The sequence below is a fragment of the Vibrio sp. D173a genome (assembly GCF_030248475.1).
In genome coordinates, this window is the sequence record NZ_JAHGAH010000108.1 from 22,916 (window position 1) to 49,530 (window position 26,615).

Below are 26,615 nucleotides of genomic sequence, written 5' to 3' on the forward strand. Positions count from 1 at the left end.
TCTAGCCATCCAGACAGATAGCATTCCCACTTTTATCAATATTCTGTATAATGCGCGCCTTATTTTTGATGCTTGCTGAAAAACTAAGCCAGTCAATGAGGTGCGTGAATTCAGTCACACATTTCTTGAAGAAAAATAGAGCAAACAATAAGCAGCTTGGTTGTTTCCAAACTTTGTTACACAATCAGCGCTGCAAAACAAAGCAAGTGAACGTTCTTTAAAATCGACAATTGAACTGAGGTTATCTATGAATCTTTCTGCTAAAACCGTGGTGGTTATTGCAATCGGTGCTGCACTATACGGCATCGGCGGTTTGCCAATGTTTGGCATCCCTGTGTTTGCAAACACGACGCTGAAACCAGCAATGGCGGTATTGGCATTGTTCTCAGTATTATTCGGCCCTCTGGTAGGCTTCTTGGTTGGCTTTATCGGCCACTGGGTTACCGACCTATTTGCAGGCTGGGGCGTATGGCTCACTTGGGTACTTGGTTCAGGCATTGTCGGTTTAATTATCGGTCTTTTCCCTTCTCTAACACGCAACCGCTTAGAGAAAGGTGACTTCAATATGAAAGACTTCGCGTTGTTCGTGGTGCTTGCGCTGTTGGGCAACGTATTCGGTTATGGCTGTTCAGCCTTCCTAGACACCATTTTGTACGCAGAACCGTTCACTAAGGTATTCACACAGTTGTCGATCATCGCGCTGGGTAACACTATTCTTATTGCTATTGTGGGCTTCTTCATTCTTAAGTCTGTCGCAAAACGTAACAAGCAAAGCCGCAACTTAACAGAGGCTTAATGTCGAATGACAATCGAATTTTCTAACTTCTCTTTTAGATATGAGTCGCTGGACAAACCGACGCTAAAAAATATCAATCTAAGGATAGAGAAAGGAGAGAAAATCGTCATTATCGGTCCAAGTGGTAGTGGTAAATCTACCCTTGGCCAATGTCTTAACGGACTGATCCCACACGCTATCAAAGGGGAAACTAGTGGCAAACTGACCATCAATGGTCAAGACACCGCCCCTTTTGACATGCACCAATTCACCGAACAAGTTGGTACCGTACTGCAAGATACGGACAGCCAATTTGTTGGGTTGAGTATTGGTGAAGACATCGCATTCGCGTTGGAAAACCAATTGATGTCTAACATCGACATGTACCCTTTGGTCAAAGCTACAGCCAAAATGGTCGACTTGGAACAGATGTTAGAGCGCTCCCCACATGATTTATCCGGTGGTCAAAAACAGCGCGTTTCTTTGGCAGGTATTTTAGTCGATGACGTTGACATCTTATTGTTCGACGAACCACTCGCTGCCCTTGATCCGAGGACGGGTAAGAAGACCATCGAGATTATCGATGAGCTGCACCGTGAAACGGGTAAAACCATCATTATTATCGAGCACCGTCTTGAGGATGTTCTGCACCGCTCTGTTGACCGCATCATTCTAATGGAAAGCGGTGAAATCATCGCAGATACCACACCGGATGAGATATTGGCATCCCCTCTTCTCGAGGAATACGGTATTCGTGAGCCACTTTACCTTTCCGCGTTGAAAGAAGCAGGCTGCGCGATTGAAGGCGATGCAAAACCATCAAGCTTAAACACATTGCCATTGGCGCAATACCAAACCGCCGTCAGCACATGGTTTGAAGCCTCAAAAGCGACCAACGTTGAAAAGCAAGCCGAGACTCTTTTGGCTATTCGTAACCTTACCTATTCCTACGATGATGAGAAAAACGCGCTTGAAGACGTTAGCTTCGATGTAAAACGCGGCGAGTTCATTTCGGTTTTGGGTAAAAACGGTTCCGGCAAATCCACCATCACTAAGCTTGTGATGGGCGTGATTGAACCAGACCAAGGTTCGATGATCTTGAACGGCCAAGACTTAAACGAGCTAACCATTTTCGAGCGCAGCCAAAAGGTTGGCGTGGTAATGCAAAACCCAAATCATATGATTTCGCATCACATGATTTTCGACGAAGTGGCTTTCGGCCTGCGTAACCGTGGTGTTGAAGAGAAACAAGTCGAAGCGAAGGTATTGGAAGCCCTCGAGCTGTGTGGTTTGAGCAAATACCGCCATTGGCCAATTGAGGCCTTAAGCTACGGTCAGAAGAAGCGTGTGACGATTGCATCGATTCTTGCCCTAGAGCCTGAGCTTTTGATTCTGGACGAGCCTACTGCCGGTCAAGATTACCGTAACTACACATCGATGCTGAGCTTTATTGAGAAGCTTAATCGTGAACTTGGCATCACGGTGATGATCATCTCTCATGACATGCACTTGGTTTTGGAATACACCACTCGTTCCATCGTGATTGCCGACAGCAAGTTGATTGCCGACGCACCAATGACCGAAGTGTTTAGTTCCCCAGCACTGTTAGACCAAGCGAACTTGGCGACAACTAGCTTGTATGAACTGGCGACTGAGTTAGGCATTGAGAACACGAACGACTTTATGCAGCACTTTATTGACGTTGAAAAAGCACGTCGAGAGCGTGAAAACAAAGCCGATTTACAAACTTCAGAAGCTCAAGATTCACAAATCAATGATGCTAAAAACATTAAGAAAGTAGTGGCATGAAAGACAACAAGATGAAGTTTGGTATCAACTACATCGATACCCAATCGCCACTGCACAAACTCAATGGCATCACCAAGTTTTTGATGTTCATTGCATGGGTAACGGTGGTACTTACGACCTTTGATTTGCGCATCATTGCTCTACTGATCGTTGTAGGTCTTGGTTTGTTAAAAATGACCAAGGTACCTTTCCATGTGTACAAGCCTTTACTGATCGGTACAGGCAGCGTTTTGTTGATTAATGCTCTGTTTATGTTCGCATTAGCACCGCAACAAGGCGGTGAATACATGGGCTCAACAACAGTATTGTTGTCGTTACCGGGTAATTACTCACTCACCCAAGAGACCTTGTTCTATCTGGTCACCGTGACACTGAAATACTTCAGTATGTTCCCAATTGCCTTGGTTTTTGTGTTTACTACGCACCCTACTGAGTTTGCAGCAAGTTTGAACCGCATGGGTGTGCCTTACAAAATCGCCTATGCAGTAAGTTTGACCTTGCGTTACTTGCCAGAAGTGAAGAAAGACTTCGTCAACATCATGCATGCTCAACAAGCTCGCGGTGTTGAACTGAGTAAGAAAGCGCCGTTGTATACCCGTATGAAGAACGTTTCTAAGATCTTAGGCCCTTTGATTTTCTCTAGCCTAGATCGCGCTGACCAAATCTCTAACGCGATGACATTGCGTGGTTTTGGCCATCATTCTTCTCGTACTTGGTACAGCCTAAAGCCGCTGACCAAAGCCGATATGGTGTGTATGGCAGGCATCGTCGTGATTGTTGCCGCAGCGATTAGCAAACGCGTTATAGACACTCAGCTGTTTTGGTATCCGTTCTAAGCGAACCAGTCTTACAACAAACCAGTCTCACGTTGAAAACCGAATATAAAAATGGGATGCCTCTGCATCCCATTTTTATAACCAGCTTTCGCGCCAAGCTATTGAGTAGTAAGTACTAACTTAGTTCCATCTCAACACACGAGTCTCATTTCCCTCTTCCGGCTTGGCAGGAATGTTCAAAGAAAGCAGCAAACTCACTGCGGCCATAGCGGCACCAATGTAAAACACGCTTGAAGGCGAAACCAGCCAAATCACACCAAAGGTTACTGGAATCACGACAGCCGCAATGTGGTTGATGGTAAACGCCACACCCGCCGTTGATGCCATGTCTGCCGGATCGGCTATCTTCTGGAAGTAGGTTTTGATTGCAAGTGCCAAAGCGAAGAACAGATGATCGACCACGTACAGTGCTGCCGCCCACTCCGCGGTTTGTACTAAACCGTAACCGACGAAGACAAAAATCAGTCCCACATATTCAAACATCAAGGCTTTGCGCTCACCTACGACACCGATGAAACGTCCAATACGCTTAGCGAAAAGAAAGTTAAACAAGTAGTTGATTAAGAAGAGAAGCGTAATGTCTGCAGCCGAATAGCCAAACTTCTCAACCATCAAGAACCCAGCAAAAACCGTAAAGATTTGACGTCGTGCACCGCTCATAAAGGTCAAGGCGTAGTACAGCCAGTAACGCTTACGCAGAACAAGCTTCTTATTTTGTGGTACTTCCGTTTTGAATTCTGGGAAGGCAAACGCCATGATCATAATCAACACAAAACCAATACCACCAGCCAATAAGTAGACGGTTTTGAATTCCAGTTTCAACTTCTCCAACAGCACCCAAATTGCACCGTATGTGAACAGTGAGGCTAAGGCTCCAACCGAAATGAACTTACCCAGCATTTCCGGCGCTTCTTCCTTAGAAAGCCATTGCAAGGACAAAGATTGCTTCAGTGTTTCGAAATAATGGAAGCCAGTCGACATCAACAAGGTGGTAAAAAGAAGTCCAAACAAAGATGGGAAGTAACCTGTGATTGCCGTGCCTAGTGTCAGCATGGCGAGCGAGACCAACATAAAACGTTGCTCACGGATAAACAGCAAAACAAACACAACAGTGAAAGCAAGAAAACCGGGAATCTCACGCACACTTTGCAGTAAACCGATATCGGCTCCATCAAAGTTGGCTTTTTCGATAACGAAGTTGTTCAGTAGCGCCATCCAAGTGGAGAAGGCAATAGGAACAATAATGGAAATCAGCAGAAGAAAGTTTTGTGGCGTTCTCCAGCTTTTCTGTGGCGTATTCATGATGAGTCCTTAGGATATGAAGCCGCCATCATACCGCCAAATGTAACAAATTCGCAATATCATTATAATTTAACCCTTTTTAGTACTTTCTTTTAATTTCATCAGGTTAGGTGAAAAAATGGCACAGAAAAAATTCACTACCGTCCATTTTATTTGATGATAATTAAAACAATTTTTACAAGTTGAAAATTATGACCGCATTCCTTCGTATGAATCGTAGCCTGACCGCTCATAGACCAAGGAAAGGTACGTGCTTCTTGTTCAACTCTCAGAAGGTTATACTGTTGCGTATCAATGGTCATTTTGACGCAAGCCTCTGAAATCCATAGTTTGATATGATGAAAAAACAAGTCCTGTTTCTTTGCACCGGTAACTCCGCTCGTTCACAACTTGCCGAAGCGATCTTCAACCATATGGCAGGTGAAATGTTCCATGCCGAAAGCGCAGGAGTCCACCCAAGTGATGTCGACACAAGAGTGTTTGATGTATTGAAAGCGCATCAAATAAGTCATGAAGGACTTCGCTCGAAAGACTACGCAGAAGTGGAAAAGAATCACTATGACTTCGTCATTACATTGTGTGATAACGCCAAAGATGAATGCGTGATCTTCGACCAAGACATCGACCAATTACATTGGAACCTCGTCGACCCAAAACCGCTTGAAGGTGTCGAACCTTTCCACAATACGGCAAAAGAATTGATTGAGAGAATCAGTCTATTTCTACTCCTCAACAGTGAAGAAAACCGCACACAAGTGGATCCGAGCAATTTCTTTAAGCTGATGAGCGATCCGCTGCGACTCAAGATATTGATGCTGTTAGAAGATGAACAAGATCTAACCGTAACCGATTTGAAAAACGCTTTGAATGAAAGCCAGCCAAAAGTCTCTCGCCACCTAGCTTTACTAAGAGACACTACATTCTTGAAAGATACCCGACATGGTCTTTGGATTCATTACCGCTTATCCCCATCTTTGCCTATGTGGATTAAACATTTACTCCAAACCGTTCGCATTGGGAACCCAGGCATAATCAACGCAGAAAAGTCACGTTTAAAAGCCGCGCAAAACAACGAGCAATAATCGCTTAGCTCTCTTTTATTTACCTCTCAACCCCTCGAGGCACTGCATAAAATTTTTATTGGAAGCAGTGTCTCCTTGTCATGATCTCGTCAATTCTATGGTTTGGAATTAACCCAGCAAAACAAAAAGCAACTAATTACATATGGCAGCTTAAAGCTCTGATAAAAATAGGTTTATTTTGATTAATACAACTTCACCATTATTCTCCATAAAGGTGAATTTCTTTAGCACAAAAATTCAACAAAAAATCACTCTCATTGGTATTTCCAATGATAATTCACTATAAAAAGTGAAAGTTATAGATGCGTAAAATACTAATTTAAAAGCCATTTGAAGCGTAAAGATAAAAAAGACTATTCAAAGTAACTTTCTCTCGTTAGATTGAATTTAATTCCAAATAACTACAAAGGAGAGAAGCATGGAAATTATCGTTCGTCCAACCACTGTTGAAGACGCTGCTGCGCTAGTCGAAATTTATTCGCAACCAAAAGCACAACGTGAAACCCTGCAACTCCCGAAGCCATCCGTCACCATGTGGGTCGACCGGTTATCCAACATGCCAGCTGGTGTATATAGCTATGTCGCAGAAATCGATGGCAAGGTGGTAGGAAACATTGGGTTCCATCACTCACAACGTCCAAGAACTTCGCACACCGCATCATTTGGTATTGGTGTTCATGATAAGTACCACGGTTTAGGGGTTGGCAGTGCGCTGATAAGCACAGTGACGGAACTAGCAGATAACTGGCTGAATGTAAGACGCATCCAAATTGAAGTGAATACTGATAACGAAGCGGCGATTGGTTTATACAAAAAACACGGTTTTGAGATCGAAGGTGAGTTAGTTGATGCCTCTTTCCGAGACGGAGAGTTTATCAATACCTACAGCCTAGCTCGCATTCGAAAACCGAAAAACTAAACCCACACCAAACAAAAAACCTCCCACGATTCCTTACAGAAACATCATGGGAGGTTTTCTTTTCTACTTATATCCTAAGAATCAAATTAATAACGATGTCTTACGTCTTAGCTATAAAGTGAATCTAAGTAATCCAGTGCTCGCAGAGTTAACGCTTCCGTATATGAGTTAATCTTCCAGTGTTCCGGGCTCCACCCTTTCACAAAGCGCTGAAAATCAGCCCACGCAACAGCAAATAATGGTCGCCATTCTTGCTCAACCACAGAAACGTCAAGCTCAGGTTGATAGTGTTTAAGTGCCTTAGCTAACGCATTGAAGTAGGTGTCCAGTACCCAAGCTTCCATCTCAGCACACTGGCTAGGTCCAACAGCGCTGCTCATAAACAGTGCCACATCTTTCATCGCACAGCCATGTCCCACATATTGGAAATCTACTGCTGCAACGGCTGAGCCTTCATCGTCAAAGCAAAAATTGGCCAGTTTAGCGTCCCCATGAACCAAAGTTTTAAAACGCGCCTGACGTAAAGTGCGATCAATCAATTCAGCATTATTCTTAAGCCTATCGTCCTTCAGTACCGATAGTTCATCGGGTCTTGTGGCTAAATGCCAATAGGTGCCTGTTTGCCATAAGGTTTCATCACACACGCCAAGGTAGCGGGCATGAAAGTTTGCCAACCAAGTCAAGCAGGCTTTTAAGTGCCCTTTACTCGCGTCTTTTACCACGTTTGGATAGCCAGCCTGAGCGAGATCTTCCATGACAATCAGCCATTCATTTTCATTCTGAAAACACTTTAACCCTTTAGGGATTCGACAGTGTTCATCAACCCGTTGACTAAAGTACTGATACCAACTCACTTCCACTTGGTAAGAATGCAGTTTACGTTGGTGCGAGCGATCGGTATTCCAGCCTCGAGGGTGTTCGGAGGGCTTAGGAAGTTGAACGTGTTTAACGATGATAGAGTGAGATGGGAAAGTCAGCCGAACGAGTTCACCATAACCACCCCATAGCGATTGAATGACATCAATGCGTTCAAGCGAACCAAGTTCGAGTTCATCACCGATGCTTTGATATAGTGGATTAATCATTGGCTCCATTATGCGAGTAAATGTGCCCATTCTGGGTGTCTTGCTATGTATTTAACCACGTAAGGACAAACAGGTACAACGCGATAACCTTGTGCCTCTATTTCTGGCAAGACGGCCTCCATCATCACTTTGCCGTAACCTTTACCCCGTAACTCTTCAGGAATCAAAGTCGACGTGATTTGCATCGCCTGTCCATCCAGCTTATAAACCACCTTCGCTTTGTGGTTACTCTCTAAATCGACCCAAAAAGTTTGGTTTATTGTGTCTTGTGTCACTTTCTGCATTATCAGCTCCCCACTTTTCCCTTTCACTTTATTGAAACCAACTATATGACTGCCTAGAATGATACCCACGAATCATCTAGTCACTTCGTACTAATAATAGCGCGTAACACCTTCTCACATCAGGCACGACAATAATAATGAGAAATATGACCGCGAGCGCCGGAGATAAGAGAACATCTCCACAAAGCAGAAACGCTCCAGAACGTCAGGCAAGCACACTCAACAGCACCGATGCAATGGCAATGGTAGAACACGGCAGTGAGGTGACTCTCAACGTCACCACGCCCGTTGGTACCAAGTTCATCACCACCAGCACATTTATGGGCTGTCATTCTAACAATACCGCGCTGATTGAAATCCCAAATATCTCCGATGAGGATTTGAAGTTTTACTTTCAAGAAGGCTTTTGGATCAACGTAAAAGCTTACTCCCATCGTGGCGAAGGTGCCGTCATTCCTTTCCGAGCACAGCTCAAACACCGTTTAGGCGACCCCTACCCACTATTGGTACTAAACCTTCCTAATACCATGCAGGTATATCAGCTGAGAAAAGAAGTGCGATACGAAGTGAATCTGCGCTCTCGCCTTCAGTTTGAGCAATACCGAGCAGAGTGTGAGATACGTGATCTCTCTAAAAGCGGTTGTCGATTCGTGACGTCACCAATGAGCAGAACATTGCAAGTTGGCGATCTGGTGACGCTCGACATTACCATGCCAGGTAATGGTCGTATGCTTGCGCCATTGAAGGGGAGAATTTGTAACTTGCAGAAATCGGTTCATTACGCCCGTTACGGCGTGGAGTTTGATGATTTCGGCAAAGCCAACGCTAAGAACCTGTTAAGCCACCTCAAATTCGATGGTACCAAGCTAAAGCTGAAAGGCTAACGCGACACGGCTTTTCTGCATTTTACCGCTGTAACGGAAAAACCCCTTACCATCTGGCAAGGGGTTTTAAATGACTAAGAATAAGGCAGTATATTTTCAGTCATTATCGACTTAGAAGTCATAACGTAGACCTAGTGCTAGTTCGTCTTGCTCGTTAGAACCTTCGTTGTCCATTAGATCGAAGTTGTATGACGCGTAGCCACGGAAGTTAGGCTTGAAGTAGTAAGTTACGTCAACCGCTAGGTTTTCTACAGTTTCTTCGCTCTCTTCTTCACCCTTGTTGTAAGTAGAAGTGAACACTGTTTGGCCCATTGTGTATGCAGCTGCTAGTTCGTAGCCTTTGTAATCGTCAGAATCTTTCTCGATACCTGTGTAGTTACCAGCAACGTAGAAGTTACCTACAGTGTAAGAAGCCGCTAGCATGTACTGATCAAAGTCATTTTGGTTAGCAAAGCCAGCACCTAGCTCAAAGCCAGTGTCAGCGAATGCGTAAATACCAGATAGAGAGAAGCCATCTTGCTCGTTGTCGTCAAAACCGTTCACATCTGTTGTGCGATCAGCAAAACGGTAGCTTGCGCGTACTGCTAGTTGCTCGAACTGGCCAGAGTAAGAAACCATGTTATCTGTACGGTCAGCAACTGGCAGTTTTAGTGCTGCAGTGTTGCCGTGGTAAGCCATGATATCAGTGAAGCCAGTGATAACAGCTAGTGCACCGTCGTTTTTACCATAAGTGATTTCACCGTACTTACCGCCAAGACCTGCGTAAGCGTAACGAGTTTCAAGATCGCTGTTACCGTCTACACCGCCGTTTTCGAATGTTTCAAACTCACCTTCCCAGAAACCAACACCGTATAGGCTATCGCTGATTTCCTGTTTGCCTAGGAAGTTAAGACGGATGCGAGAACGGTCTTCTGCTTTGCCATCCATCATAGATAGACGAGCTTCAGCACGGCCGCCCATTTCTAGTGAAGTGCCATCTTGGTTGTACAGTTCTGAAGCGACAACTTGAGATCCAGATGCTAACAGTGCCACTGCTACAGCTAAAGTTTTCAATTTCATTTATAGTTTTCCATATCTTTGTTTTGTCATTATTTTCTCACCAGAAAACAGGACTTTTCTGTACCAACGAGAAAACGGGCGGCATAGTAGCAGCTGCGCTTTTTAGCGCAACAAGTTGAATACACAGCCTAAATTGAACAAAACACCATTAGTGGTGACGATATGAATATGTCAAAACCATCAAGTTGTCGGATAGTTAGAAAAATGTGTGCGCGTTAAAAAACATTTGACGCTGGAAAGTCTGGTTTAACATTTATAAATGTGACTTGAGTCACGCATTATTTTTATTAACTGACTGTTTTAATTACTGTTAATTGAGTCATTACTTCACTTTTCATAAAAAAATCCCCAGGCCAAGGCTCAGGGATTCTGGTTATATTCCGTCAGTTTGTATTGCTTAAGGTTTCTACTTAATGCTTATAGCTTGAAGAAGCTCAACTGTTCTTTTTGTTTCTCTGCAAGGTGAGAAAGCTCCGTACTTGCACTCGCACTTTGGCTAATGCCCGCTACGTTTTGGTTCACAAGCTCAGACATGTTAACGACATTGCGGTTGATGTCTTGTGTTACTTGAGACTGCTCTTCCGCCGCAGTCGCCACTTGCGTGTTCGAGTCGTTGATATTCGCTACCGACTCTGTAATGCCGATCAGTGCGTCGTTCGCTTGTTGAGTCAACTCGTTGTTGCGGTTAAGCATCTCTAGGCTCACCTGCATGCTGTCGTTGGCTAGACCAGACTGCGCTTGAAGCTCTTCAATGATAGATGAGATTTCTTGCGTAGAGTCTTGTGTACGAGCAGCCAGCATACGCACTTCATCAGCTACCACGGCAAATCCACGGCCAGATTCACCAGCACGCGCGGCTTCAATCGCGGCATTTAGCGCTAGAAGGTTCGTTTGCTCAGATACGCCACGAATCACTTCGATAACGTCGTTGATTTGAACGGATTGCTCTTTTAGACGCAGAACCACTTGCGCAGCATCGTTCAGTGCTTGAGACATTTGCTCGCTTGCTTGTGCACTCTCTTGGAAGATCGCTAAGCCAGATTGCGCTAGGCCGTCAGCTTCACGTGCTGTTGCATCTGCAGATGTCGCGTTATCACTTACGTTATTAGCCGTGCTCGCTAGCTCATTGACTGCCGACGCAACTTGCTCGATTTCCGCTAGCTCTTGCTGAGCATTTGCTTCTGCTTGCGTCATTACTGCTGCAAGCTCAGTTGAAGCAGAAGCGACTTCTTCACTGATGCGCATCAATTGATCAACCGTATCGTGAAGCTGTTTCGCTGTTTGGTTTACGTCTTTGCTTAGCTGAGAAATTTCGTTGTCGCCATCAATGTCTGCACGTACCGACAGGTCACCACCTGCTAGCTTACGCATCACTTCTTGCAGTTTTTGGATTGGCGTTACGATCATGCCAGATAGGAACCAAGCGCCTAGTAAAGAAAATGCAAATACCGCAATCACTGACATCATGGCATTGTTTTGTACGCGAGTATGCTGGCGTGCGCTTGCTGCAGTTGCTTCCGTAGCAATCTCATTCACACGCTGTGATAGTGCGTTGATGGTTGCAACCATTTCGTTGCCCACACGGCGGTAACCTGAGATGAAGTTTGTGTATTCGTTATCCGACACTAAACCACGGTCATGGCGGTTAAAGAATTCAACAGCACGAGTCGAGTAGTCAATGTAAGCATCGATACTTTGACGAACCTTCTCCGCGTCTTTGCTGAACGTACCGCGTGCATCGATAAGATCAAGGTCTGTATCAATGGCTTTTGCGCCCGCTTTCAGTTCAGTAAGAAACGCATCACGACGAGCAGCATCGTAGATCGCGTAAACCGCGCTTATGCGTAATGGGTAAACTTGGTCATCAATTTGAGCCAGCGTGTCTTTGTAAAACACGAGAGAATCGGAGTTAGAAGCAACCAATTCTTGCTCTGCTTCTAGGTTGTTTTGAGTGATCCACAATGTAATAAACAGAGTGATCGCGGTGAATAGAACTGGAACCAAAACTTGCGTTCGTACCGACAAGTTTTTCAGTGATAGCTGCATGAGTAACCTCAGGTATTTGAGTGTTGGCTTCCTTGCGATGGGATTATTCCCAGACGAATAGACAAGGAGGCAAATACTAGAGGTAGATCACATTTTTGTCCAGAGTAAAAAGCCATCAATTTCATGGCTTTAACGACAATATCCCGACTTTACGTCAGGATATTGTCGTTGTGACAAGTTATGAAAGCTTATACGTCTTTCTATAAACTTTTAAGTCAACGATCGCTTATTTTCTCAGCGCATTTAACTTAGCTTGTGCCAACCCAAAAATGGTGTCGATTGGGTAAGTTCCTTCTTCTGTTGCTTCGCCCGCCGCTTTACCGGTAAATAGCTCAACAGCCTCGGTGACGTGATCGATTGCCCAGATGTGGAAATCCCCCTTCTCTACTGCTTTCACAATGTCAGGACGAAGCATTAGATTATGCACGTTGGAACGTGGGATGATCACCCCTTGCCCCGCATGACGCCCTTTGATTTCACACACATCATAGAAGCCTTCGATCTTCTCGTTCACACCGCCAATAGGTTGCGCTTCACCGAATTGGTTCATTGAACCGGTAATCGCAATATCCTGACGGTTTGGCTGTTTCGAGAACGCAGATACCACAGCACAGAACTCAGCCATACTTGCGCTATCGCCATCAACACCACCGTACGATTGCTCAAAGGTAATTGTGGTGGTTAGTGGCACACGTGCAGTCTTACCGAACACAGACGACAAGTAAGCAGACAGAATCATCACACCTTTAGAGTGGATGCTGCCGCCAAGGTCGACACTTCGTTCGATATCAATCACGTCTCCATCGCCGTAACACGTCGTCGCAGTAATTCGGTTTGGCGCACCAAACATGTGATCACTGGTGCTCAGTACCGAGAGAGCATTGACTTGGCCAACAGCAGAACCATCAGTGTGAATCAAGGTTGTGCCATTGACGAATGTTTCCATCACGCTATCTTGCAAACGACTAACTCGCATTTCTTGGTTGCTCAAAGCCTCTTCCACGTGTCCGATACGGATCATGTTGGAATTCGCTTGGCGAGCAACGTAGTTAGACTCACGTAATAGGTTAGCGATGTTGGCAGAATGCAACGAAAGCTTGGTTTGGTCACCAGACAAGCGTGAGCTGTACTCGATAATGCGCGCAATGGCTTTCTTATCGCAGTGCAGCATGTTGTTGTCGTTCACCACACTAGAGATAAAGCGTGCGTATTGCAGCTCTGAATCCGGCGTACGCTTCATTTCGTCTTCGAAATCCGCCGTTACTCGGAACAGCTCACCAAACTCCGGATCGTAGTGTTGCAGCAATTGGTATGTACGGTAATCACCAAACAAGATGATCTTGATATCCAATGGAATCGGCTCAGGGTCAAGCGAAACGGCACCAGTCAGCGTTACTTCTTTCTCTAGTGACGTGAAGCTCAACTGACGAGAGCGTAAAGCACGCTTCAATCCGTCCCACACGTAAGGCTGTTCTAGTACCTTTTGTGCATCCATCAATAGCACACCACCGTTCGCCTTGTGCAAGCTACCCGCTCGAATCAAAGAGAAATCGGTGAATACCGTACCTTTGAAGGTTGCGGTTTCAATCGAACCAAACAGCGAGTGGTAGTTCGGATTCTCTTCTACCACGATAGGGAACTCACTGTTTTTGCGATTCACCAGCACATTGACTTTGTAACGACGTGGCAATTTCTTATCCAGAGAAGCGGTCGCAATCTCACCTTGCTCACCACTCTGCTCTAAGAAGATCTCAGCGTTTTCAACAATGTCTTTTTGTAGATCGGTTAGGTAAGTTTTGATTTCTGGGTACTCAGCGTAATCCACTTTCAACTGCTTGATGAAGTGAGTGATCACATCCAACGTCACATCATCGTTAAGCTTTTTGATCTTCTCACTGAACGAGTCTTCCCACTCGGTTAACTCACGTACCATGTTACGTAAGCTCACTTCCAGCTCATCAATGCTACTGCCGAAGTATTCCTGCTCTTTCTTGCTTAGCTCATCGAAAGACTCTTCGGTATGCAGTTCTTCACCATTCATAGCCACAAATTGATAATCACCTTGCGCAGTGATCGTTAGGCTAATGCCCTTCTCTTTGGCTTCTTTACTGATGGTATCCAATTCTGACTGTTGCTTGTTCGCCAATTGGTTTTTTAGGCGATCGGCACGGCTGTAGTACATCTCGTTATCGAAAGCGAGAGGCAGTGCATTCAGTAGCTTGCCCATCAGTTTTTCGATATCGACTTTAAGCTTGTTGCCGATACCGCAAGGCAGTTTCAGTACTTTTGGTGTGCGCGTGTCTTCAAAGTTCGCGACATAACACCAATCAAACAGAGCCGCATCATCATGCTGATGGCGGTTTAAGTAGCGCAAAATCATGGTGCGCTTGCCCAGACCATTCTGACCAATGGCGTAGATGTTGTACCCTTTCTCCTTGATTGACATAGCGAACTCAACCGCTTTTTGTGCGCGTTCTTGCCCAACAATCTCGTCAATCGGAGGTAATTCCTTGGTCGACTTACATGGCATATTCTCTAACTCAGCTACAGAATACAGCTGTTTAGGTTCCAATCTTTGTACTGCCATACTCGCCTCCTTTTTCTTATTGTCTTTACCTCAGTGTAGAGATTATTTGTTTAAATTTAAGTGATTTATCTTCCACACTGGTTCGTTTGGACATTTTACGAACAGCTGTACGCCATTTAAAGTGAAAACAAGTCGCACTTGCAATTGATAATTAATTTCATTTAATATCTGTTCAAATCGAATTTTGTGGAGATGAAGATGAATATTGAGCAATGCTGGATGCGCTACTTAAAAGCAGAACAGCTGATGGAACAAGGCCATTGGCCAGAAGCTCATCGCTTGTATGAAGATGTTCTCAGCCATTTGCCAAATCACATTCACTCCGCACTCGAAAACGACCTTACCAAGCCATGCCAGTTTGTATGTCTCATCAGCGGTTTGCGCGATGCCAGCGTAGCCCAATCTGAAATTCTCAATAAACTTGGAATGCAGCAGGAGGCGTTTTCAGCCCTTAACCAATCGTACGCTCTGTTCCAGTTCTTACAACTCGAAAGCCATGATTTGATTGGCCGAGTTAGCCAGTTATTGAGTAAGCAAAGTGAAGATTTACTCGCGCACATGGCCGCATTTTGCTCGGCGCAGCGCAATGCTCAGTGGATGATCGAACTCGACCATGTCACTCGTGCTCATGAGCAATTCTTGTATCTGCAAGCAATGACTGCAGCAGAAGCTGGGACGTCTCATTTGTATAACTAGGCAGGGATAACCCGGTATAGGTTTCTGCCAACGTGAAAGGCAGTAACAGTAATAACAACTCGATACACAAGGAAACGTGATGTCCACACAAACCATTCTTTCGGTGAACAACCTGTCTGTCAGCTTTACGACAAACGATGGTATCGTCGATGCAGTAAAGAATGTTAGCTTTGATCTTAAAGCTGGTGAAACGCTGTCTATCGTAGGCGAATCTGGTTCAGGAAAATCGGTATCGACCAATGCGTTGATGAGGTTGCTGCCAGATAATGCCATTTTGCACGCCGATTCCTCTATCGTCTTTGAAGGCGAATCAATCCTAGATAAATCCGAACGCCAAATGCAGAGTATCCGCGGCGATCGTATTGGTATGATTTTCCAAGAACCCATGACTTCGCTAAATCCATACATGCGTGTGGGTATTCAAGTGGCCGAAGCCATCATGTGCCATCGTCCAGTGAGCAAAAAACAAGCGAAGCAAAAAGTTCTCGAGTTGTTCGATTTAGTGCACTTACCAAACCCGCAACAAGCTTACGACAAGTATCCACATGAATTCTCCGGCGGTCAGTTGCAACGCATCATGATTGCCATGGCTTTGATTAACGAGCCCGACATTCTGATCGCCGATGAACCAACAACGGCGCTCGACGTGACCGTTCAAGCTGAAGTGCTTTATTTGATCAAAGAGATCCAAGCGAAAATGGGCATGGCGATTCTCTTCATTACTCATGACTTAGGTGTGGTGAAACACTTTGCTGACCGAGTCTTGGTGATGTGTAAAGGTAAAGTGGTCGAAGAAGGCATCACAGAAACACTCTTTTCTGATCCTCAGCATGATTACACTAAGATGCTGATTAACTCGATTCCAAAAGGCAGTAAAGATCCCATTAAAGAAGGGGCAACTGAACTGCTTAAAGCCGATGATATTCGCGTTAAATTTCTTATTAAGCCTCACTTTATCGCAAGTAAGAACGAATACTTTGAGGCCGTAAAAGGTATCTCTTTAGAACTAAAACAGGGTGAAACGCTAGGTATCGTGGGTGAATCTGGTTCAGGCAAATCAACGCTTGGCCGAGCCTTGATCGGATTGTTGCCCTCAACCGGGAAAATTCAGTTTAAAGGGCAAGATCTAGCACTTCTGACGGACAAAGAACGTTTCGAACTGAAGAAAGACGTACAAATGGTCTTCCAAGACCCATACGGTTCACTTTCACCAAGAATGACCGTTGGTGACATCATCACGGAAGCTCTCACCGTGCATCAACCTCAAATGAGTAAAGCAGAACGAATGCAAAAAGCACGTGATGTTCTGCGAGAGGTGCGCTTAGACCCAGCATCTATTAACCGTTACCCACACGAGTTTTCTGGCGGTCAACGCCAACGTATTGCGATCGCGCGCGCGTTGATTCTGGAACCCTCTTTCATTCTGCTTGATGAACCCACGTCGGCACTGGACCGCTCCGTTCAACTGACCGTAATTGATCTTCTGAAAGATCTGCAGAAGAAGCATAACATCGGCTACTTGTTCATCAGCCACGATCTCTCTGTTGTGAAAGCACTGTCTGATCGTGTGTTAGTCATGCAAAAGGGTGAAGTGATGGAACAAGGTACGGCGGAAGAGATCTTCCATAATCCAAAAAGCGATTACACGATAAAGCTGATTGATGCCTCATTTGATCTTGAAAACAATGAAAATCAACATGATGCAGCCTAGATTCATCACAATTTCATATTCATAAACTAGGATTAAAGTATGGCGAATTTTTCGCCATAACTACGAAAATGGTATAGCTGCCATTCGGTTTGGCCGCCGAGACTGGTTGGTTCAACGTTAGGCTTAGTCACCCTAGCGATCAAATTGAGTTCCCCCAGCCATGAAAAATGCCGCGATGGATATCGCGGCATTTTTTATTGCGGTTCTGTTAACTGGCATTTCGCTATCAGTAACAGAATACGTTCATTAAATATCGAGCTTCTCGATACCCATGTTGTGCAGAGCAAACGCATAAACATCGGTAGTTAGGTCGATTTGTTTGCTCAGCGGCATCCCCGCACCATGACCTGCGTTCACGTCAATACGGATCAGCACAGGATTGTCTCCCTGATGCTTGTCTTGCAACTCCGCGATGAACTTGTATGAGTGGGCAGGTACCACACGGTCATCATGGTCTGCTGTCGTGACAAGCGTAGCAGGGTACGAGACTCCCTCTCTCACGTTATGCACTGGTGAATACCCAAGTAGATATTGGAACATCGCCTCGGTTTGCTCAGAAGTACCAAAATCGTATTTCCAACCTTCACCAGAAGTAAAGGTGTGGTAGCGAAGCATATCCAATACACCAACCGCAGGAATAGCCACTTTAAACATCTCTGGTCGTTGAGTCATGCACGCACCGACCAATAAACCGCCATTTGAGCCGCCACGAATCGCAAGGCGCTCTGAGCTGGTGTAGTCGTGTTCAATCAAGTATTCCGCCGCGGCAATGAAGTCATCAAATACGTTTTGCTTTTGTTGTTGAGTACCCGCGTTGTGCCAAGCTTTACCATATTCACCGCCGCCACGCATGTTAGCGACTGCGTAGATGCCACCAAGTTCTAACCAGTTCGCGACATTCCCTGAGAACATCGGCGTCAAGCTGATATTGAAGCCACCATAGCCATAAAGCATGGTTGGTGCGCTGCCATCGAGTTTGGTGCCTTTTTTATATGAGATGATCATCGGAACCTTTGTACCGTCTTTCGAGGTATAGAACACTTGTTGAGATTCGTATTCTTTACGGTCGAACGGTGCTTTCGATTCCTGATAAAGCGTTGGCTCACCACTTTCTACATCAAAAGAGAAAATGGTTGGTGGCGTCACGTAGTTGGTAAAAGAGTAGTAAAGCGTCTTATCTTCTGCTTTGCCTTGCAAGCCATATACGGTGCCTTGGTCAGGTAAAGTCACTTCACGTACTAACTCGCCTTGATAAGTAAACTGCTGAACTTTAGACAAAACATCGACCATGTAAGTCGCGAACAAGTAACCACCACCTTTGCTGATATCCAGTGGTTGCTCCTGTTAAGCAATGATCTCTGTCCATTGTTGAGTTTGAATGTTGTAGCCAACCACTTTGCCGTTAGGCGCATCCAAGTTGGTGTAGAAGATTAAAGTGTCATCTTGGTTATCAATCAAATAAGTATCACCATCGGTTGTATCTCGAAGCGTGATAACGTCTTGCTCTTCTGAAGTGAGATCCACATAAAACAGTCGGTTTCCTGATGTAGATTCCGCACCAGTGATAATCAAGAAACGATCGTCTTTGGTGGTCACTCCCCCTACATAACGATGCTTTTGTGGCTCCAACGCACCAAAGACCACTTTGTCTTCACTTTGCGGAGTACCTAACTCATGGTAGTAAAGCTTGTGCTGCTCAGTACGAGCCGAAAGCTCACTGCCCTGTGGTTTATCATAGCTTGCGTAGTAAAAACCTTTGTTACCAAGCCAAGAAATAGTGGTGAACTTGGCGTCGACAATTTCAGGCTCAAGCTGCTCTTTAGTTTCGACATCAATGACGAAGATCTTACGCCAATCGCTACCACCTTCAGAAATGGAATAAGCCACAAGTGTGTCGTCTTTAGAGAACTTCACTTCGCCAAGCGATGTCGTTCCTTCTTCTGAAAAAGTATTCGGATCGAGAAAGATTTCCGCCTCCTCCTCTCCTTTGCGACGGTATAAAACGCTCTGGTTCTGCAAACCATCATTTTTATAGAAGTAAGTGTATTCACCATGAACAAAAGGTTGAGAGTACTTTTCATAGTTCTGACTGTTCGCCACTAAATCGCGAATTTGTTGGCGGAAAGGGATTTGACCTAAGTAATCGAAGGTCACTGAGTTTTGCCCCGAAACCCATTCTGAGGTTTCTTGGCTCATATCGTCTTCTAACCAGCGATATGGATCTGCGATGTCGTGACCAAAATAAGTGTCGACGACAGAATCTTTATGAGTTTTTGGGTAATGCATAACGTCCGTGTTACTCCGTTTGAAGTTGAGTGTTTTGTTTTATTATTTTGTTGAGATTTATTCTCAATACCTACCTTAGGGCTCAGGTATAGAATTTCAACCAATAGATTGAAACATTTCTTGTATTTATGAACTGCCTAAAAGTAATGCGAGATAGTTAGGTATCGTTCTCGAATGTGCTCAATCAAGAGCTTTACTTTGTTTGGAGGCTGACGAGTAAAAGGATAAACCGCGTAGATACCGAGCTTTTTGCCGACCAACTCAGGGAAAATATCCACCAGCTCACCACTACGAATGTCGTGATAAACCAAGCAACGCGGTACGTAGGCGATACCATGCCCACCCAGTGCTGCTTTTCTTAATGCGGTAGCGTTATCCGTAGAGAAGCTGCCCGACACTTTGACGATGTAGTCACCCTGTTTGCCTTTGAACTGCCAATCGGTAGCACCGGTAGTTTGATAGGCGTATTGCAAACAGTTGTGCGTGGTTAAGTCGATGGGCTCAATCGGTTTGCCATTTTTGACAATATAAGAAGGCGAGGCACAAACCACCCATTGTGAATCAAGAATATGACGCGCAATCAAGCTGGAATCTTCTAGATAACCAGTTCGAATCACCAAGTCAAAGCCACCAGCAACCAAGTCAACAAAGCGATTATCAAGCGACATATCGACGGTTAAACCTGGATGCATATTACAAAACTCGGCAACGGCGTCCGCCAAGATCAAGTCACCCGAGATAGTCGGCACCGACATTTTGATATGACCGCTGACATTCTCACCAAAGCCTGAAACTGCATCCATAGCCTCCTGAGTGGCTTGCTTCACATTTTTAGCACTGTGTAACAAAACCTTCCCTGCTTCGGTCAGGGTCAATTTACGCGTTGTTCGATATAATAGCTGAGCACCTATCTCTTCTTCTAGCCGCGCAATTCTTTTACTAACTACTTAATTTGTAAGGTTATTTTCTTCAGCCACCTTACTAAAACTGCCCATTTCTATCACCTGTGAGAACAGGATTAGATCATCTGCACGCATTCTATTATGTCACTTTTGGAATAAATCAATTTCATTATTTCCCTATATCTACAAAAAATATAGGGGTAAATTCACGCCAAATTAACAAAACCATTACAACAAAAATCATCTCAACAGCATAAAGCGGTTCGAGAAGTCAGCGTACGAGGATGTACCAATGAGTGAAACCCTACTTGCCCTTATGGCGTTTTCGCCAATAGTTGTCGCCGCCATATTATTGGTTGGTCTCAACTGGCCTGCTAAAAAAGCCATGCCTATTGCGTTCGGTCTAACCGTCGCTATCGCCCTAATGTTTTGGGATATGTCAGCTACTCGCGTACTGGCGTCTGTCTTTCAAGGATTAGGCATTACCGTCTCTGTTCTATGGATCGTGTTTGGTGCCATCTTCTTGCTCAACACTTTAAAACACACTGGCGCGATCACCACGATTCGCAATGGGTTTACTGATATTTCAGCCGACCGTCGCGTTCAAGCCATCATCATCGCTTGGTGTTTCGGCTCATTCATTGAGGGTGCATCTGGCTTCGGTACACCTGCTGCTATCGCCGCTCCTCTATTGGTCGCCATTGGCTTCCCTGCGCTTGCAGCGGTACTGATGGGCATGATGATCCAATCTACGCCAGTATCTTTCGGTGCGGTTGGAACACCAATCATCGTAGGAGTGAACAAAGGTTTAGATACGCACAACATTGGTGAAGCACTGGTTGCTCATGGCTCAACATGGGACGCGTACCTACAGCAAATCACCGCAAGCGTAGCCATGATTCACGCAACGGTTGGTACTCTCATTCCTGTACTCATGGCAATGATGCTGACTCGCTTCTTTGGTAAGAACAAAAGCTGGAGTGAAGGCCTAGACATCCTACCTTTCGCGCTATTCGCAGGCGTTGCCTTTACCGTTCCTTATGCACTGACAGGTGTGTTCCTAGGTGCTGAGTTCCCATCATTAATCGGTGGTCTAGTTGGTCTGGCGATTGTAGTCACAGCCGCGAAAAAAGGTTTTCTCGTTCCAAAAACCAAGTGGGACTTCGAGAGCGAAGATAAATGGCCAGCAGAATGGCTCGGTTCTATAAAGATCAATCTGGATGACACCCCAGGTAAACCAATGAGCCTAACCAAGGCTTGGGCACCTTACGTAATGCTAGCGGTTATCCTAGTGGCAAGTCGCGTATGCCCTGAGTTTAAAGGTCTACTCAAGAGCGTAAGCCTATCGTTTGGTAATATTCTTGGCGAAACAGGCATCAGCACAGCAATTCAACCTTTATACCTTCCGGGTGGCATCTTAGTCTTCGTAGCGTTACTTGCGGTTCTTCTACAAGGTGGCGGCGCTAAGTCACTAGGCAAAGCATTTGGCGAATCAAGCAAGACACTGATAGGTGCAGGTTTCGTTCTTGTGTTCACCATCCCTATGGTTCGCATCTTTATTAACTCAGGTGTTAACGGAGCCGAGCTAGCAAGTATGCCAGTCACTACGGCGAACTTTGCAGCAGACCTCGTTGGCTCAGCATTCCCGGCGTTGAGTGCTACTGTTGGTGCCCTTGGTGCATTCATCTCCGGCTCTAATACTGTGTCGAACATGATGTTCAGCCAGTTCCAGTTCGAAGTGGCGCAGACACTGACTATCTCAAGTGCCATTGTGGTGGCCCTTCAAGCGGTTGGTGCGGCTGCCGGTAACATGATTGCCATCCACAACGTTGTGGCGGCCTCTGCAACAGTTGGCCTGCTAGGACGAGAAGGCGCAACGCTTCGCAAGACCATTATCCCAACGTTCTACTACTTGGTGGGCGCAGGCATCATCGGTCTGATTCTGATTTACGGATTCCAAATCACCGACGCTTTAATGAAGTAACACTTACGCAGGGTCTCCCCCGCCCTGCACTTTCTCTGGCACAGCGGTCAGCACTACTACCCCGACTTTTGGTGTGGCTTGCTGCATCAATCCCCCGACCGATGTGCCAGTCTTTTTCAGTGCAGATAATTGATTGTTCCGTGTATGGAATGTCTCACAGCTCAATCACTTATCTATACTCTATTCTGATGTCGACTGCCGAAAGTATGGCAGTCAGTGAAACACTGACAGAGCAGGTGCTCATTGACTCAGGACGCAATCTTAGAATAACAGCCAGGACACACGAATATGATTATCTCTGCTTCTACAGATTACCGCGCTGCTGCGAAAGCCAAGCTGCCTCCATTCCTTTTCCATTACATTGATGGCGGTTCATACGATGAGCGCACATTGAAGCGCAACACCGATGACCTAGGTGACGTAGCACTACGCCAACGTGTTCTGCGTGATATGAGTGAGCTAAGCTTAGAAACGGAAATCTTCGGTGAAAAGCTGGCGATACCTATTGCTCTAGCGCCTGTTGGCCTGACCGGTATGTACGCTCGACGTGGTGAGGTTCAAGCAGCAAAAGCGGCAGAAAAGAAAGGCATTCCTTTCACTATGTCGACCGTCTCCGTTTGTCCAATTGAAGAAGTGGCACCTGCGATTGAACGCCCAATGTGGTTCCAACTGTATGTTCTAAAAGACCGTGGCTTTATGAAGAACGTACTTGAGCGCGCGAAAGCCGCTGGCGTAACAACGCTGGTCTTCACTGTGGATATGCCAGTGCCAGGCGCGCGTTACCGTGACATGCACTCCGGTATGAGTGGTCCAAATGCGGCGATGCGCCGTGTATTCCAATCTATGCTTCATCCTAGCTGGGCACTGGATGTCGGCGTGCTGGGTAAACCTCACGACTTAGGTAATATCTCCACTTACCGTGGCGAGCCGACCAAGTTGGAAGACTACATTGGCTGGCTGGGCGCAAACTTCGATCCTTCAATCTCTTGGAAAGATCTAGAGTGGATTCGTGACTTTTGGGATGGTCCGATGGTCATCAAAGGTATTTTGGATGAAGAAGATGCCAAAGACGCGGTTCGCTTTGGTGCGGATGGTATTATCGTTTCAAACCACGGTGGTCGCCAGCTGGACGGTGTGCTTTCTACAGCAAAAGCGCTGCCAAGCATTGCAGATGCCGTAAAAGGTGACCTGAAGATTTTCGTCGATTCAGGTATACGCACTGGCTTGGATGTCGTTCGTATGCTGGCACTTGGCGCAGACTGTACGCTACTTGGTCGCTCTTTTGTTTACGCTCTAGCAGCTCAAGGTGGTGCTGGCGTGGAAAACTTGCTCGACCTATATGACAAAGAGATGCGCGTAGCAATGACACTTACAGGAGCGAAAACCATCTCTGACCTATCGCGTGATTCACTGGTAAAAATGCCATAAGCTTAAATAACTTCCTGCCAGCAGCATGAAAATAAAAAAGCGAGCCTTCAAGCTCGCTTTTTTGTCTGTTCATTCGTATCAGCTTACGTGGTGCTCGTACTCAATCACAACCTGATTGCCTTCAACAAACACGTTGCGGATTTCACCGTCGACAGTAATGCGGTTTTGCAAATATACCGAACCAGAACCGGAGATATCTCGTTCAGTCAAGGATGGAATAACTTGTCCAGGGCGAACGTGTAATTGCTCACATAGCTGTTTAACAAAACCCAGAGTTAGCGGAGCATTGCCGCGTAACAAAGAAGAGAACTCATGCAGACTAATACCTAGACGTTTTGCCATTTCCATTTGGGTAAGGTGCATTTTTGCTTTTTGCGACATCCAAATGTCGTAGAGCGCATTTCTATCTAGCTCTGTAAATTCCATGGTTCATCTCCGCATATCAAATTAACCTTAAAGTCTCATAATTGAACTTGATAAATGTTAGCGATGAGTCAAAGAACCTACAATTGATGGTTCGAATAATAGCGCTTATCTTTCAAACTTCGAGTTTCATCACACGGGACTAACCGAGCGACACATAATTTGCATTTCACCTTTCCTGTCATTAACTTGTATTTACACAAAAATCATTAACACTTAACTAAACACTCATCCTTTACTTTTTCGTACTTAAAAGATGAACGTTGATTTTTCGGATCACATCATTTTACTAGGGCGAAAACTCAAACTCTGCTACCTTTCACCCATTGTTCTAAAAAATGAAACTTTACTTATGCCACAGTGGTTTACAGAACTTCAAACTTACGTCATGGCGAACCATCAAGATTGGAGCAGCAGCGTACTGTTCATAACAATCGCGAGCTTTTTTGCTTGGGTTACTTGGCGCATCCTCTATTCTCGTCTCGAGATTTTATTTAAGAAAACCTCTTTCCATTGGGATGATCTTTTACTCGAAGCACTCAAAACGCCAATCAGTACTTTGATCTGGTGTTGGCCAGCAACGGTCTCGCTTGGCATCGTACTGCAAAGTGAGTTAGGTAATGAGTTCAACTGGCTCAGTACCCTCAAACTCATCCTCGTGATCAGCATCTTAGTTTGGGTCGTGATGCGCCTCATCACCAACGTCGAAGATTACGTTCTCGAACAGAAAACCCGTGACGAGACCACAGTACAAGCCGTGGCGAAAGTTGCACGTCTGTTCTTTATCGTTATTGGCGTTCTTACGGTAATGCAGGCATTTGGCCTTAGCCTGTCTGGCTTACTGACTTTCGGTGGTGTCGGTGGTTTGATTGTCGGTTTGGCCGCAAAGGATCTGCTTTCTAACTTCTTTGGGGGGTTGATGATTTACTTTGACCGCCCGTTTAAAGTTGGAGATTGGATCCGCTCTCCTGACCGTCAAATTGAGGGCACGGTGGAGCGTATCGGCTGGCGTATGACCAGCATTCGCACCTTCGATAAGCGTCCTTTGTACGTACCAAACTCTGTCTTCAGTAACATCGTAGTAGAAAACCCATCACGCATGTTGAACCGTCGAATCTTTGAAACGATTGGCCTACGTTACGACGATGCGGGCAAAGTGCCAGTGATCATTGATGAAGTGCGTGAAATGCTAAAAAATCACAAAGACATCGATACACGCCAGACCCTCATCGTGAACTTTGATGCGTTTGGAGCGTCATCCCTTAACTTCTTTATCTATACCTTCACCAAAACAGTGAACTGGGTTCGCTACCACGAGGTGAAGCAAGATGTATTGCTCGAAGTGATGGCGATCATTAAGAAGCACGAGGCGGATATCGCGTTCCCAACACAAACGCTCAAGCTCGACCCACTTCAAATGGCAAAAGCTCAAGCACAAGAAGACAATGGCTTCTGAACACAGCCAGAGAAATCATAAAGCCCGCTTTTTATAAGCGGGCTTTTTCGTTAATTGTTTTTCGAACTTACTGCTGCGCTAGGATCATACGCGCGTTCAGTGGCTGAATTGGTCGATTGTTGTGACCCATTGCTTTCGCAAAGGCTTTTACTTGTTCTGGAGAGATAGTTTGCGTCTCTTTGATCACCAACCAACGAACCCCTTCAGAACATGGCGGTGTCGTTAGAGAGCCATTAAAACGGTAGTACTCTTTATCACTTGGAATTAAGGCATCCGCATCAAATGGGACTTTAATCGCTACGTCCTGATCTTTATTTGGAACGTTGGCCAGCAGCTTCGCGAGATCTGGGTTCGCGTCACCCAATTTAAAGAACACTGCCACAACCGCTAGGTGGCCCGCCTTATCCGCATGAACAAAGTGCGCTTCCAATGGGTACTCTTTACCATCAACGTGGTTTTCGGAAGGTGTGTGGAAGTGAAATTGCTTCAGTGTGAATTCTTTGCCGTCAACCGTTAGCGTATTGTTGCCTTCTAAACTGGTTTGCAGCGTGTGGCCATTATTGAGCAGCGACATTACCTTGCCTTCATAATCGAAGTTCAACTTATCTAGCTTCGCTTCTGTCGTTGATTGAATGTCAATCGGGCTTTGGTTCTGACCTTTAGCACATTCAGAAGCAAACTCCCCCCAATTCGCTGGGCCGTGTTCTCCCTCATATCCCCAGTTTGCTGCGTTTGCTGAGCCTGCAAATACTAATGCTAAACCAAGTGCTGTCAGTGACTTTCTCATTTTCATTTCCTTTTGTATTCATGGTTAGGTAAATAAACACGTTCATCAGGTCGTGTTTATTGCATGCAGTATTAACAAACGAATGACAGAATTGGGTTAGCTCGCGCTATGAAATCTATGTTTACCTGCCAAATTTGGAAATTATCTCCACATTTTATGTAACTGATAAGTCAATGATTAGAGCGCATAAGGTTGCGGTTCGAACTCAAATCGTTCTGGTTCGCTACCCAAATGCCGTATTCTCTTCAATCCAACAATTTATGTCACTCCGTCA

The 26,615-nt window shown here is 45.4% G+C and carries 20 protein-coding genes and 2 pseudogenes; 11 read left to right on the forward strand and 11 right to left on the reverse strand.

The window, feature by feature from the left end; all coding sequences use genetic code 11:
* Nucleotides 1-247: 247 nt before the first annotated feature.
* The 3 genes from KIV40_RS12040 to KIV40_RS12050 are packed head-to-tail and all read left to right on the forward strand — an operon-like array spanning nt 248 to nt 3,420.
* Nucleotides 248-796, forward strand: coding sequence for an ECF-type riboflavin transporter substrate-binding protein (locus tag KIV40_RS12040; protein WP_005432209.1), 549 nt, complete (start codon nt 248-250; stop codon nt 794-796).
* A gap of 6 nt (nt 797-802) precedes the next feature.
* On the forward strand, nt 803-2,584 hold the full coding sequence (locus KIV40_RS12045) for a DUF3744 domain-containing protein (RefSeq protein ID WP_285349404.1): 1,782 nt from the start codon (nt 803-805) through the stop codon (nt 2,582-2,584).
* A complete protein-coding gene (locus KIV40_RS12050; protein ID WP_285349405.1) occupies nt 2,581-3,420 on the forward strand; it encodes an energy-coupling factor transporter transmembrane component T in 840 nt (279 codons plus the stop codon). The genes KIV40_RS12045 and KIV40_RS12050 overlap by 4 nt, the downstream gene beginning before the upstream one ends.
* A gap of 120 nt (nt 3,421-3,540) precedes the next feature.
* On the opposite strand, the gene KIV40_RS12055 is transcribed toward KIV40_RS12050, so the two are convergent.
* A complete protein-coding gene (locus KIV40_RS12055) occupies nt 3,541-4,722 on the reverse strand; it encodes an MFS transporter (protein ID WP_285349406.1) in 1,182 nt (393 codons plus the stop codon).
* A gap of 335 nt (nt 4,723-5,057) precedes the next feature.
* On the opposite strand from KIV40_RS12055, the gene KIV40_RS12060 reads away from it, so the two are divergent.
* Both KIV40_RS12060 and KIV40_RS12065 read left to right on the forward strand, forming a co-directional pair.
* A complete protein-coding gene (locus tag KIV40_RS12060) occupies nt 5,058-5,804 on the forward strand; it encodes a metalloregulator ArsR/SmtB family transcription factor (RefSeq protein WP_285349407.1) in 747 nt (248 codons plus the stop codon).
* 418 nt (nt 5,805-6,222) lie between these two features.
* Complete coding sequence (locus KIV40_RS12065; protein WP_010645171.1) at nt 6,223-6,723, forward strand: GNAT family N-acetyltransferase; 501 nt, start codon at nt 6,223-6,225, stop codon at nt 6,721-6,723.
* Nucleotides 6,724-6,830: 107 nt separating this feature from the next.
* Here KIV40_RS12065 and KIV40_RS12070 read toward each other — a convergent pair whose 3' ends face one another.
* Complete coding sequence (locus KIV40_RS12070; protein WP_285349429.1) at nt 6,831-7,817, reverse strand: phosphotransferase; 987 nt, start codon at nt 7,815-7,817, stop codon at nt 6,831-6,833.
* Nucleotides 7,817-8,092, reverse strand: coding sequence for a GNAT family N-acetyltransferase (locus tag KIV40_RS12075; protein WP_134976153.1), 276 nt, complete (start codon nt 8,090-8,092; stop codon nt 7,817-7,819). The genes KIV40_RS12070 and KIV40_RS12075 overlap by 1 nt, the downstream gene beginning before the upstream one ends.
* A 146-nt stretch (nt 8,093-8,238) precedes the next feature.
* On the opposite strand from KIV40_RS12075, the gene KIV40_RS12080 reads away from it, so the two are divergent.
* A complete protein-coding gene (locus KIV40_RS12080) occupies nt 8,239-8,976 on the forward strand; it encodes a flagellar brake protein (RefSeq protein WP_375164827.1) in 738 nt (245 codons plus the stop codon).
* A gap of 111 nt (nt 8,977-9,087) precedes the next feature.
* Here KIV40_RS12080 and KIV40_RS12085 read toward each other — a convergent pair whose 3' ends face one another.
* The 3 genes from KIV40_RS12085 to KIV40_RS12095 form a co-directional block, all read right to left on the reverse strand.
* A complete protein-coding gene (locus KIV40_RS12085) occupies nt 9,088-10,035 on the reverse strand; it encodes a porin (protein ID WP_285349411.1) in 948 nt (315 codons plus the stop codon).
* 417 nt (nt 10,036-10,452) lie between these two features.
* Entirely contained in the window at nt 10,453-12,081 is a 1,629-nt protein-coding gene (locus tag KIV40_RS12090) for a methyl-accepting chemotaxis protein (RefSeq protein ID WP_103413918.1), read from the reverse strand.
* Between the two features lie 226 nt (nt 12,082-12,307).
* On the reverse strand, nt 12,308-14,668 hold the full coding sequence (locus tag KIV40_RS12095; RefSeq protein ID WP_285349413.1) for an ATP-binding protein: 2,361 nt from the start codon (nt 14,666-14,668) through the stop codon (nt 12,308-12,310).
* Between the two features lie 198 nt (nt 14,669-14,866).
* Here KIV40_RS12095 and KIV40_RS12100 point away from each other — a divergent pair, with 198 nt between their 5' ends.
* Both KIV40_RS12100 and KIV40_RS12105 read left to right on the forward strand, forming a co-directional pair.
* Nucleotides 14,867-15,364, forward strand: coding sequence for a hypothetical protein (locus KIV40_RS12100; RefSeq protein ID WP_005432238.1), 498 nt, complete (start codon nt 14,867-14,869; stop codon nt 15,362-15,364).
* Between the two features lie 79 nt (nt 15,365-15,443).
* Entirely contained in the window at nt 15,444-17,075 is a 1,632-nt protein-coding gene (locus tag KIV40_RS12105) for an ABC transporter ATP-binding protein (protein WP_285349415.1), read from the forward strand.
* 246 nt (nt 17,076-17,321) lie between these two features.
* On the opposite strand, the pseudogene KIV40_RS12110 reads toward KIV40_RS12105, so the two are convergent.
* Both KIV40_RS12110 and KIV40_RS12115 read right to left on the reverse strand, forming a co-directional pair.
* Nucleotides 17,322-19,361: pseudogene (locus KIV40_RS12110) on the reverse strand (prolyl oligopeptidase family protein).
* A 137-nt stretch (nt 19,362-19,498) separates the two neighbouring features.
* A pseudogene (locus KIV40_RS12115) lies at nt 19,499-20,398 on the reverse strand (LysR family transcriptional regulator).
* Between the two features lie 157 nt (nt 20,399-20,555).
* Here KIV40_RS12115 and KIV40_RS12120 point away from each other — a divergent pair.
* Nucleotides 20,556-22,247 (forward strand): L-lactate permease, encoded by a 1,692-nt coding sequence (locus KIV40_RS12120; RefSeq protein ID WP_285349417.1) that lies wholly within the window; start codon nt 20,556-20,558, stop codon nt 22,245-22,247.
* A 3-nt stretch (nt 22,248-22,250) separates the two neighbouring features.
* Here the strand turns inward: KIV40_RS12120 and KIV40_RS12125 are convergent, their stop codons facing one another.
* Nucleotides 22,251-22,412, reverse strand: a complete 162-nt coding sequence (locus KIV40_RS12125) for a hypothetical protein (protein WP_255986021.1) — start codon at nt 22,410-22,412, stop codon at nt 22,251-22,253.
* Between the two features lie 123 nt (nt 22,413-22,535).
* Between KIV40_RS12125 and lldD the strand changes: the two genes are divergently transcribed.
* Entirely contained in the window at nt 22,536-23,675 is a 1,140-nt protein-coding gene (lldD, locus tag KIV40_RS12130; RefSeq protein WP_285349420.1) for an FMN-dependent L-lactate dehydrogenase LldD, read from the forward strand.
* A 78-nt stretch (nt 23,676-23,753) separates the two neighbouring features.
* Here the strand turns inward: lldD and KIV40_RS12135 are convergent, their stop codons facing one another.
* Nucleotides 23,754-24,101 (reverse strand): helix-turn-helix transcriptional regulator, encoded by a 348-nt coding sequence (locus KIV40_RS12135; RefSeq protein ID WP_005432247.1) that lies wholly within the window; start codon nt 24,099-24,101, stop codon nt 23,754-23,756.
* 349 nt (nt 24,102-24,450) lie between these two features.
* Here KIV40_RS12135 and KIV40_RS12140 point away from each other — a divergent pair, with 349 nt between their 5' ends.
* The gene (locus tag KIV40_RS12140; RefSeq protein WP_285349423.1) at nt 24,451-25,554 is read left to right on the forward strand and encodes a mechanosensitive ion channel family protein; all 1,104 of its coding nucleotides are present in this window, start codon (nt 24,451-24,453) and stop codon (nt 25,552-25,554) included.
* Between the two features lie 67 nt (nt 25,555-25,621).
* Here the strand turns inward: KIV40_RS12140 and KIV40_RS12145 are convergent, their stop codons facing one another.
* The gene (locus KIV40_RS12145) at nt 25,622-26,341 is read right to left on the reverse strand and encodes a carbonic anhydrase (protein WP_038891499.1); all 720 of its coding nucleotides are present in this window, start codon (nt 26,339-26,341) and stop codon (nt 25,622-25,624) included.
* Between the last annotated feature and the right edge of the window lie 274 nt (nt 26,342-26,615).

Excerpts from the sequence above, each read along its gene's own strand:
- KIV40_RS12040 (WP_005432209.1), top strand. The coding sequence starts at position 248 with ATGAATCTTTCTGCTAAAACCGTGGTGGTTATTGCAATCGGTGCTGCA.
- KIV40_RS12045 (WP_285349404.1), top strand. The coding sequence starts at position 803 with ATGACAATCGAATTTTCTAACTTCTCTTTTAGATATGAGTCGCTGGAC.
- KIV40_RS12050 (WP_285349405.1), top strand. The coding sequence starts at position 2,581 with ATGAAAGACAACAAGATGAAGTTTGGTATCAACTACATCGATACCCAA.
- KIV40_RS12055 (WP_285349406.1), bottom strand. The coding sequence starts at position 4,722 with ATGAATACGCCACAGAAAAGCTGGAGAACGCCACAAAACTTTCTTCTG.
- KIV40_RS12060 (WP_285349407.1), top strand. The coding sequence starts at position 5,058 with ATGATGAAAAAACAAGTCCTGTTTCTTTGCACCGGTAACTCCGCTCGT.
- KIV40_RS12065 (WP_010645171.1), top strand. The coding sequence starts at position 6,223 with ATGGAAATTATCGTTCGTCCAACCACTGTTGAAGACGCTGCTGCGCTA.
- KIV40_RS12070 (WP_285349429.1), bottom strand. The coding sequence starts at position 7,817 with ATGGAGCCAATGATTAATCCACTATATCAAAGCATCGGTGATGAACTC.
- KIV40_RS12075 (WP_134976153.1), bottom strand. The coding sequence starts at position 8,092 with ATGCAGAAAGTGACACAAGACACAATAAACCAAACTTTTTGGGTCGAT.
- KIV40_RS12080 (WP_375164827.1), top strand. The coding sequence starts at position 8,239 with ATGACCGCGAGCGCCGGAGATAAGAGAACATCTCCACAAAGCAGAAAC.
- KIV40_RS12085 (WP_285349411.1), bottom strand. The coding sequence starts at position 10,035 with ATGAAATTGAAAACTTTAGCTGTAGCAGTGGCACTGTTAGCATCTGGA.
- KIV40_RS12090 (WP_103413918.1), bottom strand. The coding sequence starts at position 12,081 with ATGCAGCTATCACTGAAAAACTTGTCGGTACGAACGCAAGTTTTGGTT.
- KIV40_RS12095 (WP_285349413.1), bottom strand. The coding sequence starts at position 14,668 with ATGGCAGTACAAAGATTGGAACCTAAACAGCTGTATTCTGTAGCTGAG.
- KIV40_RS12100 (WP_005432238.1), top strand. The coding sequence starts at position 14,867 with ATGAATATTGAGCAATGCTGGATGCGCTACTTAAAAGCAGAACAGCTG.
- KIV40_RS12105 (WP_285349415.1), top strand. The coding sequence starts at position 15,444 with ATGTCCACACAAACCATTCTTTCGGTGAACAACCTGTCTGTCAGCTTT.
- KIV40_RS12120 (WP_285349417.1), top strand. The coding sequence starts at position 20,556 with ATGAGTGAAACCCTACTTGCCCTTATGGCGTTTTCGCCAATAGTTGTC.
- lldD (WP_285349420.1), top strand. The coding sequence starts at position 22,536 with ATGATTATCTCTGCTTCTACAGATTACCGCGCTGCTGCGAAAGCCAAG.
- KIV40_RS12135 (WP_005432247.1), bottom strand. The coding sequence starts at position 24,101 with ATGGAATTTACAGAGCTAGATAGAAATGCGCTCTACGACATTTGGATG.
- KIV40_RS12140 (WP_285349423.1), top strand. The coding sequence starts at position 24,451 with ATGCCACAGTGGTTTACAGAACTTCAAACTTACGTCATGGCGAACCAT.
- KIV40_RS12145 (WP_038891499.1), bottom strand. The coding sequence starts at position 26,341 with ATGAGAAAGTCACTGACAGCACTTGGTTTAGCATTAGTATTTGCAGGC.